At 47.6% G+C, this 16,597-nt stretch carries 10 protein-coding genes; 4 read left to right on the top strand and 6 right to left on the bottom strand.

The features are described 5' to 3' along the window. Positions 1–67 precede the first annotated feature (67 nt). Positions 68–1,684, bottom strand: coding sequence for an ABC transporter substrate-binding protein (locus tag UQ64_RS27030; RefSeq protein WP_060626563.1), 1,617 nt, complete (start codon positions 1,682–1,684; stop codon positions 68–70). 334 nt (positions 1,685–2,018) lie between these two features. Between UQ64_RS27030 and UQ64_RS27025 the strand changes: the two genes are divergently transcribed. Further along, positions 2,019–3,659 carry a glycosyltransferase family 2 protein gene (locus tag UQ64_RS27025; protein WP_060626562.1) on the top strand — a complete coding sequence of 547 codons (1,641 nt, stop codon included), beginning with the start codon at positions 2,019–2,021 and terminating at the stop codon, positions 3,657–3,659. A gap of 88 nt (positions 3,660–3,747) precedes the next feature. Here UQ64_RS27025 and clpB read toward each other — a convergent pair whose 3' ends face one another. The 4 genes from clpB to UQ64_RS27005 all read right to left on the bottom strand — a co-directional run bounded on the left by clpB (position 3,748) and on the right by UQ64_RS27005 (position 8,714). Beyond that, positions 3,748–6,390, bottom strand: coding sequence for an ATP-dependent chaperone ClpB (gene clpB, locus UQ64_RS27020; RefSeq protein WP_060626561.1), 2,643 nt, complete (start codon positions 6,388–6,390; stop codon positions 3,748–3,750). 7 nt (positions 6,391–6,397) lie between these two features. Further along, on the bottom strand, positions 6,398–6,844 hold the full coding sequence (locus UQ64_RS27015) for a hypothetical protein (protein ID WP_060626560.1): 447 nt from the start codon (positions 6,842–6,844) through the stop codon (positions 6,398–6,400). A 219-nt stretch (positions 6,845–7,063) separates the two neighbouring features. Continuing rightward, complete coding sequence (locus UQ64_RS27010) at positions 7,064–8,071, bottom strand: DnaJ C-terminal domain-containing protein (RefSeq protein WP_060626559.1); 1,008 nt, start codon at positions 8,069–8,071, stop codon at positions 7,064–7,066. Between the two features lie 175 nt (positions 8,072–8,246). Then, positions 8,247–8,714, bottom strand: a complete 468-nt coding sequence (locus UQ64_RS27005) for an Hsp20/alpha crystallin family protein (RefSeq protein WP_060626558.1) — start codon at positions 8,712–8,714, stop codon at positions 8,247–8,249. 460 nt (positions 8,715–9,174) lie between these two features. Between UQ64_RS27005 and UQ64_RS27000 the strand changes: the two genes are divergently transcribed. After that, positions 9,175–10,818: an SWIM zinc finger family protein gene (locus UQ64_RS27000; RefSeq protein WP_060626557.1), complete on the top strand. Its 1,644-nt coding sequence runs from the start codon at positions 9,175–9,177 to the stop codon at positions 10,816–10,818. After that, positions 10,815–13,835, top strand: a complete 3,021-nt coding sequence (locus tag UQ64_RS26995; protein ID WP_060626556.1) for a DEAD/DEAH box helicase — start codon at positions 10,815–10,817, stop codon at positions 13,833–13,835. The genes UQ64_RS27000 and UQ64_RS26995 overlap by 4 nt, the downstream gene beginning before the upstream one ends. Before the next feature lie 103 nt (positions 13,836–13,938). Here UQ64_RS26995 and UQ64_RS26990 read toward each other — a convergent pair whose 3' ends face one another. Then, complete coding sequence (locus UQ64_RS26990) at positions 13,939–14,742, bottom strand: hypothetical protein (RefSeq protein ID WP_156417690.1); 804 nt, start codon at positions 14,740–14,742, stop codon at positions 13,939–13,941. 587 nt (positions 14,743–15,329) lie between these two features. Here UQ64_RS26990 and hflX point away from each other — a divergent pair. Beyond that, positions 15,330–16,595, top strand: coding sequence for a GTPase HflX (hflX, locus tag UQ64_RS26985; protein WP_060626554.1), 1,266 nt, complete (start codon positions 15,330–15,332; stop codon positions 16,593–16,595). Positions 16,596–16,597 lie beyond the last annotated feature (2 nt).

The raw sequence follows: 16,597 nt of genomic DNA, 5'->3' as shown, positions 1-16,597 counted from the left end.
GTTTATTCTCCCAGTTCTGTATCGGTAAAAAAGTAAGCTGGATAACCCAGCTTACTTTTTCCCGTTTTTATTTAAGGTAGATTTTCGATAAATCTTCAAAAATAACGACAGGCTTCAAGACTGCTTCTTCTAGACCGCCGTAGTTCTTGGAGACAGCTACAATAGTCTTAGTATTAGCGATTGGATAAATCGGTGCATCGTCAGCAATGATTTCTTGGATCTTCTTATAGATCTCACCACGTTTAGTCACATCTGCTTCTCCTGCACCTTCATTGAACAACTTATCAACCTCACCATTATTATAATGCGAGTAGTTAGAGTCAGCAGTAGAAGTATACAAAATTCTGTAAGCATCAGGATCGTAACCCATAATATAACCTGCAATCGCAAGTTCAAAGTCTGTTGAATTCATATCACTGAACTTCTGACCATATGCCGAGGCATCCATATTTTGCAGTTCAACTTCAGCGCCAATGGCCTTTAGCTTTTGCTGCACGTATAGTGAAATGGCTTCCTGAGCTTTATTACCGCTCGATACAATCAATCTCAATTTCAGATCGCTAACCCCTGCCGATTGCAGAAGCTCTTTTGCTTTTTCCACATCATTATCGAAAGAAGGTACGTCATTAGTATAGAACAATGCATCCGGAGTCAAGAATGACTTCGCCGGGTCAGCATACTCGCTAGAGGTATAAGCAGCCTGAATGATTTCATCACGGCTTAGTGCTAGAGACAAGGCTTGACGAACTTCTTTTTTAGCAAGAGCGCCTCTATCGCTGTTCGCATTAAACAACAGGTAGGACAATCGGCCTTCACTATAAGGAAGGATCTCGAAATTGTTCGAAGCTTCAATCGTTCCAACATCCTGTGGATCTAGATACTTAATGTTGATCTCACCACTCTGAAGTGCGAGATTCGCAGCATTCGTATCTTTAGCAATCCGGTACGTTACAGAATCAAGATGTGGCTTGCCGCCGAAGTAGTTATCAAATCTCTCGAGTGTAACATATTCGCCCGCTTTATATTCTTTAAATTTAAATGGTCCAGATCCAACAGGATTAGCATTCTTGGTGCTTTTCTCTAGATCCGTCTCATTCTCAAAAATATGCTTTGGAATCGGAAATACTTGCACTAGTGTAGCTTCAAAAGCTGGGCTGACCTGCGGAAGCTTGAACTCTACGGTCAGATCATCCACCTTAACGGCCTTAACGGGTTTATCACCGATGAATAAGTTTGCTCTCAACATGCTGTTTTGCTTCTCATCGAGGATGCTATCAATCGTGAACACGACATCGTCAGCAGTAAGCTTTTCTCCGTCATGCCATGTAAGACCATCTTTAAGCTTCAAAGTATAAGTCAGGTTATCTTCTGACAGTGTCAGGCTGTCTGCCAAGTAGAAGGTCTTCTTACCCTCATTTACTTGGAACAGTGGAGCATAGAGCGCTTGGTCAATCGTAAGACTGACACGGTCACCCGCATAGTTCGGATTTAGAATAACAGGATCAGCAGCGACTCCAATAATCAAGTTGCCTCCATCTTTAGGCTCAGTGCTTGCTGTCGTTCCATCATTAGTAGCAGGCGTCTGATTTGTATTTGTAGAAGTGGCGGTGTTCCCTCCGGAGCACGCACTAATCAAAAATGTTAACAAAATCAAAGTAATAACTCCAGATAATCCTTTTCGCATAAGTTTCTCCCCCGTATTCTATGTTCTGCGTTGCTTGTGTTTTTTATATTGTATATCGGAATACTAGGAATTACAATGGATAGCATTTCACATTAATGTAATATTGAGGGAATCGATCGATGATTTATCCATAGCGCTCATCCTTTGCTGTTCATTTTGTCATCTGTATCTAATTATTCGGTTATTGTACAGCAGATCGTTACGAATTAATATATCTAACACTCATTTAAGTTACAGAACTTTGAAAAATAAGGATTATTGCCGCTCTCCTGTAAATATATTGAGAACATAAGGATCATCCAAGGAAAGAGGGGCGTTCCCCAAGGAGGCGGCAATGACGGAAAACAAGATTCGCGTATTGATCGGCAGTCCAATTCACCAGAAGCCTATGGTTTTAAAAGAATTCCTGAATTCCCTGCTTCGTCTGAACGTAGCCAATATCGAGCTGGATTTCCATTTGGTTGATGATAATGATGATGAGGAATCAAGTCGGCTGCTCCAGGAATTCAAAAGTATGGGTGATCATATTTATCTTCAGAGCTCCGGCTTTCACGATGCGTATATTCGCAATGATACTACCCACTTTTGGAATACCAACTTGGTCTGGAAAGTAGCCAATTTTAAGAATCTCATGATCAACCGGGCCCAGACCCTGAATTATGACTATTTGTTCCTGATCGACTCTGATCTCCTTCTCCATCCCGATACCCTCAGACATCTAATAGGTACGAATAAGGATATTATTTCAGAGGTGTTCTGGACGCAGTGGCAGCCAGGGACTATGTTTCAGCCGCAGGTATGGATGCACGACGAATACAATCAGTGGGAGCTACTGCCCGGTGAAAAACTGCAACCAGAGGAGATTAATCGCAGATTTCATGAATTCATCGCTAAGATGCGGATTCCCGGAATCTATGAGGTGGGCGGACTCGGGGCTTGTACATTGATTAGTCAGCATGCGATAAAAGCTGGGGTTAGCTATAATCAAATTCGCAACATTTCATACTGGGGAGAAGACCGTCATTTCTGCATTCGTGCCGCAGCCCTTGGCATCCCTCTGTTCGTCGATACCCATTATCCGGCGCTACACTTATATAGGGACAGTGATCTGAGTAAAGTTGAGGATTTCATCAAAGAAACTACGGAGGCCACAGCTGAAGCCACTAATACTGAGAGCGGTTCATCTACGGAGGAAGTACCTGTATCGACAGAGCCGACATCCACACCGGACAATCCAGACAATGAAAGTCCCAAAGAAATAGTCCCCCTAGCCAGAAAGCGGCCCAAGCTAACCCTCACCATGGTTGTGAAAAATGAAAGTGGGCGCTTTCTGCGACAGGTTCTGGAGGAGCATCGCAAATACATCGACGAGGCCGTCATTATTGACGATGGCAGCACCGATAATTCAGCAGCTATCTGCCTGGAGGCGCTTGAAGGCATTCCCGTTCATCTCGTGCACAATACCATATCCAAATTCAGCAATGAAATCGAGCTGCGAAAGCAGCAGTGGGAAGAGGTTCTGAAGACGAAGCCCGAGTGGATTCTGAGTCTGGATGCAGACGAAATCTTTGAAACGAGCTTTGCGGCAAATATCGAACCCTTGCTGTACGCTGACGAGGTCGATCTATTCTGTTTCCGTCTCTACGATTTATGGAACGCCACCCATTACAGAGAAGATATTTACTGGCGCTCTCATTTGAATTACCGTCCTTTTTTGCTTCGTTATAAAGAAGACTTCAACTATGTATGGAATGAATCCCCACAGCACTGTGGGCGATTCCCGGAGAATGTCTTCGAGCTTCCCCACCAGCTAAGCAACTTGCGACTCAAACACTTAGGTTGGTCGAAGGCAGAATTCCGTTTAGAAAAATATCTACGTTACATGCTCCTTGATCCCGATGGCCAATACGGCTGGAAGGAGCAATACCTGTCCATCCTGGATGAACATCCTCATTTAATACCTTGGGTGGAGTGAGGGTACAGCAAAAAAAGGCGTCCGCAAAACCTTAACGGCTTTGTGGACGCCTTTTTTTCATTGTACGAGCTGTTTTGCTAACTTCTTCTTATTCATTACGCTGTGATTCATCAACATCTGGTTTCATAATACTCATTGTCAGGCCGCCGCCGGATTCGTCTACCTGAATCACTGAACCCTCTGCGGCTTCACCAGCAATGATCGCACGTGCCACACGGGTCTCCAGACTACGCTGGATAAAGCGTTTCAGCGGTCTCGCCCCATACACTGGGTCAAAACCTTCCTTAGCGATAAAACGTACCGCAGCTTCAGTTAACTCAAGACCAATCTCCCGTTCAGCAAGGCGTAAACGTAATCCGTCCACCAGTTTGTCCACGATTTTCTCGATCTCACCCAGGGTCAACGGCTTGAACATCACAATATCGTCAACCCGGTTTAGGAACTCTGGACGGAAATGACCGCTTAGTTCCTTCATTACACTGTCCTTGGCAGTCTCCGTAAGCTGACCTTTCTCATCAGTGCCTTGAATCAGATGTGGTGAACCGATATTTGAGGTCATGATAATGATCGTGTTCTTGAAGTCAACCATCCGGCCCTGAGAATCGGTCAGCCTTCCATCATCAAGCAGCTGCAGCAGAATATTAAATACATCGGGATGCGCCTTCTCCACTTCATCGAGCAGCACTACTGTATAAGGCTGACGCCGCACGGCTTCTGTGAGCTGTCCACCTTCCTCATACCCGACATATCCCGGAGGCGCACCGATTAAGCGGGAAACACTATGCTTCTCCATATACTCCGACATATCAATACGGATCATGCCATCTTCGCGATCAAAGAGAGAGACCGCGAGCGATTTAGCCAGCTCGGTCTTCCCTACTCCAGTCGGACCGAGGAACAAAAAGGAACCAATCGGCCGATTCGGATCTTTGATCCCAGCTCTTGCCCGAAGCACCGCATCGGCCACCAAGCTGACAGCTTCATCTTGGCCCACAACCCGTTCATGCAGCGTTTCTTCCAGACGCAGCAGCTTATCCCGTTCGCCTTCAATCAGTCTGCTAACTGGAACGCCCGTCCAACGCGACACAATATCTGCGATTTCCTCCTCGGTTACAGCTTCACGCAATAATCTTGTATCTTGATCCTGCTGTGCCGCTTCTTCCGCCGCTTTCAATTGACGCTCCAGATCAGGAATGATGCCATAGCTCAATTCGGCCGATTTATTAAGATCGTATTCCTCCTGAGCATCGACCAGATCCTTGCGTGCTTGTTCCAGACGTTTTTTGAGGTCGCGAATGCCTTGAATCGCTGACTTTTCCTTCTCCCAACGCGCCGTCATCCCAAGCTGCTTCTCTTTGAGGTCGGCGAGTTCACGTTGTAAGATTTCCAGACGGCGTTTGCTGGCGTCGTCTGTTTCTTTTTTGAGCGCTGCTTCTTCAATCTCCATTTGCATCAAACGGCGGGTCACTTCATCCATCTCACCCGGCATGGAGTCTATCTCCGTACGGATCATGGCACAAGCTTCATCCACTAAGTCGATCGCTTTATCCGGCAAAAAACGATCCGTAATGTAGCGGTTAGACAGAACGCCTGCAGCGACGAGGGCGCTGTCATGGATTTTGACCCCGTGATGGACTTCGAACCGTTCCTTCAGACCGCGTAGGATGGAGATCGTATCCTCTACATCCGGTTCGCTGACCAGCACCTGTTGGAAACGGCGCTCCAGCGCAGGGTCCTTCTCTATATACTTGCGGTATTCATCGAGCGTTGTGGCACCGATACAGTGCAGTTCGCCCCTGGCCAGCATCGGCTTCAGCATGTTACCCGCGTCCATCGAGCCTTCGGTTTTACCTGCGCCTACAATCGTGTGCAGCTCATCAATAAAAAGAATAATGCGGCCGTTACTTTCACGTACTTCCCGCAGTACCGCCTGCAGACGTTCTTCAAATTCACCACGGAACTTCGCGCCTGCTACAAGAGAACTCATATCCAGCGAGAAAATCGTCTTGTCCTTCAGCCCCTCCGGTACGTCTTTGCGTACAATCCGGTGAGCCAAGCCTTCCACAATCGCTGTTTTACCCACACCTGGCTCACCAATAAGCACAGGGTTGTTCTTCGTTTTGCGGGACAGAATTCGGATCACGCGGCGTATCTCTGCGTCACGTCCGATGACTGGGTCGATCTTGCCCGCGCGAACCTCTGCCACAAGATCACGTCCGTATTTCTCCAGCACCTCATAAGTAGCCTCTGGCTCCCGACTCGTTACACGCTGATGCCCACGAATCTCAGCAAGTATAGACATCAGCTTCTCGCGTGTTAGTCCACGACTAACAAAAAGATCACGCAGCTCACGATTGTCCCTGCTCGAATCCGACACCATGGCCAGTACGGCATGCTCTACCGAAACAAACTCATCTTGCATCTTCGCCGCTTCTTTCTCCGCCTGTTCCAACAGATGGATCAGCGATTGCGAGGCATAACGCCGTACCGTACTTGCTCCTGATCCGCTTATACTCGGCTTCCGCCCAAGCAGTTCATCCGTTCTGCGCAGCATCTCAGCTACTGGGACATTTATCTTTTGCAGCAATCTTGGCAGCAAGCCTTCTTGCTGCTGGAGTAACGCTTTTAACAGATGGAGATTATCGATCTCCTGATGTCCGCTGCCCGATGCAAGCGACTGCGCCGCAGCCACTGCTTCCTGCAGTTTTCGAGTAAGTTTATTGAAATCCATAGCTCTCTCACCTTTCTATTAGGAATGATATATAGGATCGGCCGTTTTGGCCGGTGTAGATTAATTTAGCGGGATTAATACCGCTGATTTGGGGCGGATGGGCCACATTTGGCGTAATCTGCGGGATTAATACCGTTAATTTCGGGTTATGAGCCGAATTCTGCGATTCTGGGGTATTTTTACCCCTCTTTTCACTCATCGAGCCGAATTCGGCGCTTTCTAGGGTATTTTTACCCCTCTTTTCGCTCATCAAGCCACATTCAGCACAATCCGAGGTATTTTTGCCTTTCTTTTCGCTCATCGAGCCACATTCAGTGCAATCCGAGGCATTTTTGCCTTTCTTTTCGCTCATCGAGCCACATTCAGTGCAATCCGTGGCATTTTTGCCTTTCTTTTCGCTCATCGAGCCAAAATCTATGCAATCCGAGGCATCTTTGCCTTTCTTTTCGCTCATCGAGCCAAAATCCACGCAATCCGAGGCATTTTTGCCTTTCTTTTACCCGACGTGCCTACACTACTCGTTTCAGCATAAGTCTCTTCTATAGTTAGTTTCTAATCAAGTTACTTTTCTACAACTAGCATTCCATTTCCCCTATTCACCAGCCAGAGTTGACCTCGAATACACGAATTTATCTTTATCTTTACCTTTATCTCTACCTCTACCTCTACCTCATTAATTACCCACTTTAGCCTTACGGCGCTGCGCACTTGCGCTTTGGTGTTTAGCTCTGGCCTCAAAACGGCTGGATTCAGCCAGTTTACGGTACAAATCCTTCTCCGCTTCAGTGGTTGGCTCAGGGACAACAATCTCTATACCAAATAAAATATCTCCATTCGCACCATTTTCACGCTTCAACCCCTTATCGGGGATGCGCAGCGTTTTGCCACTCTGAATTCCTGCTGGAATCTTCAACTTCACTGCACCGCCACCCGGTAATGGAACCTTCACCTCTACACCCAATAACGCTTGCCATGGAGCAACTTCAACCACGCCGCGTAAGTCGCCATCTCGAAGCTCGTATATATCATGAGGAAGAATATGAAGTGCCAGCAGTACATCGCCACCTGGAGCTATACCACTCTGAGCGGTCCCTGCGATTTTTAAAATCGTGCCTTCACTAGATCTCGCCGGAACGTGAACATCCACAGTTTTATCACCGATCTGTACTCTTACTGTTGCTCCCTTATAAGCCTGCTCCAACGTAATATCCAGCTGCGCCTGCGTTGTACTGCGCGCCTCACCCCATGGATTGCTGTTCGAACGCCCACTACCACTACTAGAAAAGAAATCAAAGCCAGCTCGATCCGCCGATCCCCGATTCCCAAAAAACATTCCGAACAAATCTTCCTCCGAAATGCCAGAACCTCCTGCAGAATAAGTCCCACCGCTCCAGCTACCACCGAAGTTTGAATCCCATGAAGAGGCCCCGCTCGCCGTACTTCCACCAGCTCTACCACGCTGAGCCCCATAATGCAGCTCCTCATCGTAAAGCTTCCGTTTCTCTTCGTTGCCCAGTACTTCATAGGCTTCAGCCGCTTCTTTGAAATTCGCCTCTGCCTCAGGGGCCTTGTTCACATCGGGATGCCACTTCTTAGCCAGCTTTTGATAAGCCTTTTTAATTTCCTGTTTAGTTGCTGTTTTGCTCACGCCCAAAGCATCATAATAGCTTTTGTTAGCCACTTGGATTCCTCCTTTCATTGCTTTATCAAATACAACTCATCATTCCATTCCGAGAAAAGACGCACCATAGCCGGAATCCTCCACTACAATGCGCCTTTTATTCATAACTCTATATTAAGAGCTCGCTACCTAGCACTAAGATGCTGAGCGGAAACTAATTCCGCCTAAACTATACTTATTCAGACTGCGAACTGCCAGAATCTCCGTCTTGAATCTCGATGCGTTTCCCTTGCCGTTTTTGCCGCTTCGGAACTTCCAGCTTCAGTAATCCGTCTTTCAACGACGCGCGAATCTCTTCCTCTGCAATGTCCTGAACATAGAATCTGCGAACATATTCACCATATCGACGTTCTCTACGTACAATTTGATGATCTTTGTTCTCCTCCGCATTCTCTTCCTTCCGCACCGCTTTAATCGTCAAGTAAGGGCTGGCATAATCAATGTCGATTTCTTCTTTTTTAAAGCCAGGAAGTTCAGCTTCAATCAGGTAAGCCTGCTCACTCTCGCGAATATCCGTTCTAAAGGACATCGTAGAGCTCTTGATCGGTGCAAAAAAATCATCATTAAAAACATCATACAAAGACTTAGTCAGCATACCAAAAGCATCATCTCTACGTTTACCAAAAGGAACCAAATCAAACATTATCCATTCTCCTCTCATTGACTTTGACTTTATTTGACCTATGACCTTATTATAGTCCCCTTCCAAAGGAATAACAAAATCGATCTAAGCCAATTTCCGGCCGAATTCAGGCAAATCAGCTGATTTAATGCTACAAATTTAAATATTTTTAATGATTTGACCTTTTTTGACCTTTGTTTGATTTACATAAAATCCACTGTTACCTCCATCTAAGAAAAAACGCCTTCGTCGTCCTCTCAGGGACGATGATCATTTCTCCGGAAATTAGAAGGATAATGTATAGCTGTAACGTATACGATCTTATATTTCAAAATACAGTACGATTATTATATGTTTAGGTCTTACGTTCCATACAAGCCAGCAACTTCACAATCATTACAACACCAAAACATCCTACTCAAAAAGAAATGATATAATGAAAGTCAAATAACGACCATTTTTCTTACGGGAGACCAATTGTATGCAACCAACCTATACTATGGATGATACGCAGTGGAGTAAGCTCATCCAGAATGTCGCCTATTATTTCGATGACCTCACCCTCAAACGAGGGTTCCAATATTATAAACAAAGCCGTATTCGTTCGTTCTCCATGACGGAGCCATCTAAGATAAATGCTCTTGTTGAAGGTAGAGAGGATTACCGCGTTACTATTGATCTGGACAGCTTCACTCGGTGTCATTGTAACTGCCCTGTTTCAGGTCATTGCAAGCATATGGCCGCCGTGCTGCTTAGTTATGCTGAACAACAGAATAGGTCTGTACAAGTTCTAGCTAATGCCAAGGCCGCATCTTTTCTCCCAAAAACATCAAGTAGTCCCCCTGTCGGAGCCGATGGAAAGCACCAGCAGCAGCTAAAAGAACATGCCAGCCGGATCGCTGACGGAGGCATCACAGAGTGGCGCGAGTATTTTGCATTCTGCATCACGCCTTTAGCGCATACCACTCGGAACCCTGAATATGTGGATCGTGCATTATCTTCAATTACTAAATTTAAGCCTAAGTTATCACCGGAGATGGACAAGTTATTCACTCTGCATGCCCATCTTTTCCTTCTAGAAAAGCTGGCTAAGCCTTCTGCCAATCTGCCCGGTCAGGTCGCCTTTACCTCATCACTTGGCTATTACACGCAAGTAGCGGTCTCAGAACTACAGGAAGTAATCACACGTCTGTTAAAAAGCACACTCCCGCTGTCTCCCGAGCAAGAGCAAGAATACGATCTGTGGCCGCATATCGTCGAGACACTCTCATACTTACGGCGCGAGATGTTGACGGAGTCGCGCGATCGCTTGCGGGACCAGCCGTCTTTTTCACTGTGCTATGACCTGCTATGGAGAAACTGGATTTATCCGAATACTGGTGGAACCAAGCTTTATCTGGATGAAATCAAACAGCTTCAGCAGGCAGAAGGTGAATTAGGCGCTTCCCTGTCACGACATGCTTGGCTGTTAGCCCAGAGCCGCATGTATTTTTATCTCAAGGATGACCAAAAGGCTTGGGAATTGCTGAATAAGGCTGCCGAGCGCCCAGGTCTCCATCCCGATGAGCTTATGAGCTTCACCTCCCCGCTTCTGGATGCAGGTGAATGGTCACGCTTGGTGGGTTGGCTTGTTCAGATCGGCCCACTGCTGAGCAGCAGACTCTATAATCTGAATAGCTATTCGAACAGCTGGGAAGAAGCCGTGCGCCACCTTCCTGAAGCGGAGCCGCAGATGTGGAATACATTAGCCACTATGTTACCTATCTCTGGTGAAGTATACGAAGAGAAGTTAATCACTTATGAAAAATGGCAGACATGGATGGATTATCAACTGTCCATCGGTAAACTACCTTCTGAATTTCGTGTTACAGACCTCCAGCCTATGGAGAAAAACGCACCCGAAGTTCTACTGCCCTTCTACCATCAGGCCGTCGAAAGATTTGTGCTGGATAAGAATAGGCATAGCTACAAGGCGGCTGTGAAACTATTGAAGCGATTATCCAAGCTGTACAAAAAAATGAAACAAGAAGAACGGTGGGAAGCGTTCCTGGAAGCCTTCACCACTAGGCATAGCAGGCTCCGCGCGCTACAAGAGGAGCTTCGGAAAGGAAAGCTAATACCATGAACATGCATTTGCGCACGCTGACCATCCGGCTTGCATTAAGCCAGTATGGCGACGCTTTAATATATGGAATGAATGAAAGAGAAGATCTCGTGCCCGGTCTGCAGCTTAAGCAGCGGTTATTCGCCTGGCATGAGGCGTCTTTTTATGGAACGGAGTTAACGGTTCAACCAGCTGGCGAAGGTGTGGAGCTAGTGATTCTACCTGCAGAGCAGGTCATCCCTTTCTTTGCAGAGCAGAAGCTGCTGGCGCATATCGAATGGAACTGGGAGGGCGATGCGGCTCATCTCACTGAACTCGCGCCACTTTTGGCTATATGTCTGGAGAACAAACAGTATATTCCCGATATCACCGCTTATCGCGCCGGGAAGTTGCAATGGACCTGGGATGAGGGCGCTATTGCACAGGTGGCAGTGGAGAATGACACTGCCAAGGGTGCCCTTGAGGCGCTAAATGGCGGCAGCGAATTTAGCAGGGGATTACGCGCGGCGTTCTCCGCCGCCGCATCGCAGAGGTATTACAGCACGGAGGCCGAGGCAGGCGACCTCCGGAGCGATTTCCCGCTTCTATTCGATAGAAGCGGGGCCCTTGCAGCGGGCATGGATACCGCTGCATGGCTTATCGCCATTGGCTGGAAGGCGGATACCGCGCCTTTCCGGCCAGCACTTCAGCTGCTGGAGCCGGAGGGGGATGAATCCCCTTGGCGGCTGCAGCTGATCCTTCAGGACAAGCGCGATGAATCCGCGCTTGTACCCATCAGGCTCGCCGATGACGGCGAGCCGCACGGCTTATGGCCGACAGCATGGTCGGCCCACGTGCACGAACGCGCCGCGGGATGGCTGGAGCGCCTCCGCGGCAGTCTGCCGCCCGAGCGCTTCGCGGCGGGCGGCGACGTGCTCGCCGAACCGCTCAGCGATGCCATCGCTTGGCGGTTCTTGACGGCCGAGAGCCAGCGGCTGCTGGAAGCAGGCTGGCAAGTGCTGCTGCCGGCATGGTGGGAAGCCGCCAGTCGTAAAAAACCGCGCCTGCGCGCCAAGATCAGCTCCGGCGAGGACAAACGCAGCGGCGGCGAGTCGCTGTTCGGCCTCGATTCGATCATCAATTTCGATTGGCGAATCTCCATCGGCGACGTCGACCTCACCGAGGCTGAATTTGCCGAGCTGGTCGCAAGAGGAGAACGGCTCGTCCGCTTCAAGGGCAAATGGGTCTCGCTCGATCCCGCGCTGTTGGCGCAAATTCAAAGAGCCATGGCCGGAATGGACAAGTCGCAAGGCTTGTCTTTCCAAGATGTGCTTCAGCTTCATTTGCTGCAAGCGAGTGAGGAAGCTGATGCTGAGGCTACAGAGGAGCAGCTTCAAGAGGATGCTGCGCGCCTCCGGCTCGAGGTAGAGCTAAACGAACATTTGATCAGCCTCATTGGTCAGCTCGGCCAGCGCTCACAGTGGCCGAAGCCTCCGGTGCCCGCAGGACTCCAGGCAGAGCTGCGCACCTATCAGCATGAAGGATATGCTTGGCTGACTTTCCTGCGTCAATTCGGTTTGGGGGCTTGTCTAGCCGATGATATGGGGCTCGGTAAGACCGTCCAACTCATCGCATATTTACTTCACATTAAAGAAAATACCAATCCTAGCTCATCCCGTCGCCAGACCGATCCTCCGGGTTGGCCTGCTCTGATCATCTGCCCTACCTCCGTGCTGGGCAACTGGCAGAAGGAATTACAGCGCTTCGCGCCTTCCTTGAATGTGATGCTTCACTACGGTAGTCGCCGTCTGGACGCTGGTTTCTTCTATGGTGCTGCTTCGCAAGCTGACGTGGTACTAACCTCTTATGCAACTGCGGCGCTTGATCAGGAATTGCTGAAGGAATTCACTTGGGCGGCGATTTGTCTTGATGAAGCACAGAACATCAAGAATGCTCAAACGAAGCAGTCGGTAGCTGTGCGCAGTTTCCCGGCTTTACACCGGATTGCGCTAACAGGAACACCTATAGAGAACAGACTATCTGAGCTGTGGTCCATTTATGATTTTATAACCCCAGGTTATCTGGGCAGCGCCAAAGCCTTTAACGACCGATTCAGTAATGCTATTGAGAAGGAACGCGACGAGAAGCGTACAGCGGACCTTCAGAATCTTGTGAAGCCGTTCATGCTACGCCGTAAGAAGAAGGATCCTAACATACAGCTCGATCTTCCCGATAAAAACGAGATGAAAACCTATGTTCATCTGACAGCTGAACAAGCTGCGCTCTACGACCAGACCGTAAACGGACTGTTGGAACGTATGCAGAAGTTAGAGGGTATTGAGCGTAAGGGTGCCATTCTTGGGGCTTTAACCGGGCTTAAGCAGCTATGTGATCACCCGATGCTTGTGACCAAGGAGGCCCTCCCTGAGACCGATTCGGACAATAAACTGGATACCAGTCTACTCATTAACCGTTCCTCTAAACTTGAAAGACTGCTGGATATGGTGAAGGAGCTGCGTGCAGAGGATGAGCGCTGTCTCATCTTTACGCAATATGTCGGGATGGGAAAAATGCTTCAGGCTGTTCTACAGCAGGAGCTTGGGGAGCCTGTCCTTTATTTGAACGGAAGCACCTCTAAACAGGCGCGTGACCGAATGATTGAGCGATTCCAGACGCCCGCACCTTCCGCGGACGAAGGGTCCAGACATCCAGATGCACCACCGTCTGATCAGCCGAATGTGTTCATCCTTTCACTCAAAGCTGGAGGTGTCGGTCTGAATCTAACCGCAGCCAACCACGTATTCCACTTTGATCGCTGGTGGAATCCAGCCGTTGAGAATCAGGCGACGGACCGCGCTTATCGGATGGGCCAGACACGTGATGTACAGGTGCATAAATTCATCGCCCTCGGGACGCTCGAAGAAAAGATAGACGAGATGCTGGAGAGTAAGCAGCAGCTAAGCGATAATGTCATCTCCAGCTCCGAAGGCTGGATTACCGAGCTGTCTACTGAGGCTCTGAAAGACCTATTTACATTACGGCGAGGCTTAACAGAATAACCCTACCGCTTGCAAAGACCATCAAAAAAGGAACATTCGTATCTACGCGAATGCTCCTTTTTTTAATCCCGAATTTTTTCTTCAGAACTAGATTGTAGTGTGCTCACCATTGCTCGGACATCTTAAAGGTGACTGCAAGATCATCATCACCTGAAAGTGAGTTAACCACCAAAGTAACCGGCTCATGCTGAAGCTCATAAGAAAGTCGCTCGTTAAGCAAATTAACGGCCAGATTCGCATACGCACCAGAGATCCCTGATCCTGTACCTTGCATAATCACCCTTCCACCAGTGACTGTAGTGCAAGTGTAATTCACTAGCAGTGCCGTATCCGTGACAGGAATATCCGTAGTTGGCGTAGGGAAATTCTCGAATGTCCCATCCAGCGTCCCACCTGCGACGACCATATAACGCACCGGTCTTTTGGATAGAATATCTAAAGCAGCCGGTCTGATCTCAGCCGCAAGACCTTGCGGAATTGTAAATGCAGGACTCCTCATAAAGCTGATCGATGCAAAGTCAGTCGATGCAACTGATACGTTATCACGTATTTCTGAGGTTATACGGCTTACTTGAAACAATTCCAGATTAACAGCCGTCCAGACACCGTTCACATCCACAAGAAAAACCTGAATCTTTAATTGCTCCTGTGAATATACAAAATTAAATTGGAATACATCCTCTACCATAGCGTAGGTCTTGCTTAACGTTTCCCGATATTGCAGTTCAAATAATTCTTCAATAAAGACTGTCTGAGGACTTGCACTATTGGATAAGCCCGTTACATAACAAGTCGCGCCAGCTGATCCATTGTTGACCACTTTGATCACCACTTGATCTATTGGCCGAGTACCATCGACGGGTAAATTAATAATGGTGTTCGTGGAGAGGACAGGCAATGTCTTCACACCTCCTATTCATATCAAATTATATATGTATGATATGCATTCATTTTTTAGAATTCTTGGATGATATAAAATAGAGAAATGCTATACAGCGTATAAATACAGATTTGCCACCAAATAAAGGATGTGGTAAACTCGACTTAACTTTTTATGAACGGAGGGTTACGTGTGATAGACTTTATCCGAGTTAGAACTTTGCGCGACTAATTAAATAGCGCTAAAGCTCTGCCCTTGTGCAGAGGACTCAGGATAGGTCTACCCATTTAACTCCATAGAAGCCAACAAGCTAAAACGCCTTCGGCGTCCTTATAAGGACGGTAGCGTTTATGCGAGAATTATAAGGATAAAGTATATCGTGAAACTTATACTTTCTTATAATTTAAACTAACCGCTACTCGTAAGGGATTATAGTTATCCCCCCTACGACCGAGCCGTTGTTTACTTCGATATATCTATGGAAGACCCTATGTCGTAACGGAGATTTCTCCTTACACATTTGTTCTGATGTCCTCTAACGAACCGTAAGCACAGGCAGATGGCCTGTGTTTTTTTGCGTTTACTATTTACTACTGGAGGATGAATAAATATATATGGAACAACTACGAGAAAAAGCAATTATGGTCGGTGTCCAGCTTCAGAACGAAACAAACTTCGCTTATTCAATGGAAGAACTGAGCAATCTGGCAGTCGCCTGTGACCTAGAGGTTGTAGGAGAACTCAGTCAAAAGGCAAGCCGGATCAACCCTTCCCATTATATCGGTACAGGTAAAATCCAAGAGTTATCAGCGCTTTTAGAAGCGCATGATGCTAACATTGTCATTTTTAACGATGAGCTGTCCCCTTCACAGATTCGCAATTTGGAGTCCTCTCTGGATCGTCAGGTCATTGACCGGACGATTCTGATTCTGAATATTTTCGCAGAAAGAGCGAAGACCAAAGAAGCACAGTTGCAAGTAGAAGTAGCCAGACTGCAATATATGCTGCCCCGATTGACAGGGCTTCGAGAATCACTCGGCAGACAAGGCGGTGGTGCTGGGCTGAAGAACAGAGGCGCTGGTGAAACGAAGCTGGAGCTGGATCGCAGAAGAATTGAAGAACGGATTTCAGCGTTACAGGTTGAGCTTCAACAGCAAGTGGCAAGACGCCAAATTCAGCGGAAGCAGCGGCATAAGAATGAGGTTCCTGTTGTCTGTATCGTCGGCTATACGAATACCGGCAAATCCAGCTTAATGAATGTGATGGTGGAGACGTACCATCCAGGCTCTAATAAGCAAGTGTTCACCAAAGATATGTTATTTGCTACGCTGGAGACGTCCGTTCGGAGCATTGAGCTACCTGATCACAAAACCTTTTTATTAACGGATACCGTCGGATTCGTCAGCCAGCTTCCCCATCACCTGGTCAAAGCATTCCGCTCCACACTCGAAGAGGTAACCGAAGCTGACTTATTGATTCACGTAGTCGATATTTCCGATCCGCAGCATCAGCAGCATATGACCGTCACCGATGAGACGTTAAAAGCACTCGGCGCGGACCAAATTCCGACGATTTATGCCTATAACAAAGCAGACCTAACTGACTTGCCTTACCCTCACATTGAAGGTGACAACGTCTATCTCTCCGCGAAACAAAATAGCGGAATGTCTGAACTTACGGACCTGATCCGCAGTCATGTGTTTACGGATTATGTACAGTGTGAAATTCTGATTCCATTTGATCGTGGAAATGTGGTCTCCTATTTTAACGAGCATGCCCATATTCAATCCACTAGCTATGAAGAAACAGGCACACGGCTTGCGCTGGAATGCAGAAAATCTGATTTCGAGAAATTCCGCAAAGATTTTATTGAACTTTAGGC

It is taken from the genome of Paenibacillus etheri (assembly GCF_001012825.1).
Lineage (GTDB): Bacteria > Bacillota > Bacilli > Paenibacillales > Paenibacillaceae > Paenibacillus_AQ > Paenibacillus_AQ etheri.
This window is presented reverse-complemented; position numbering and strand designations above follow the sequence as displayed.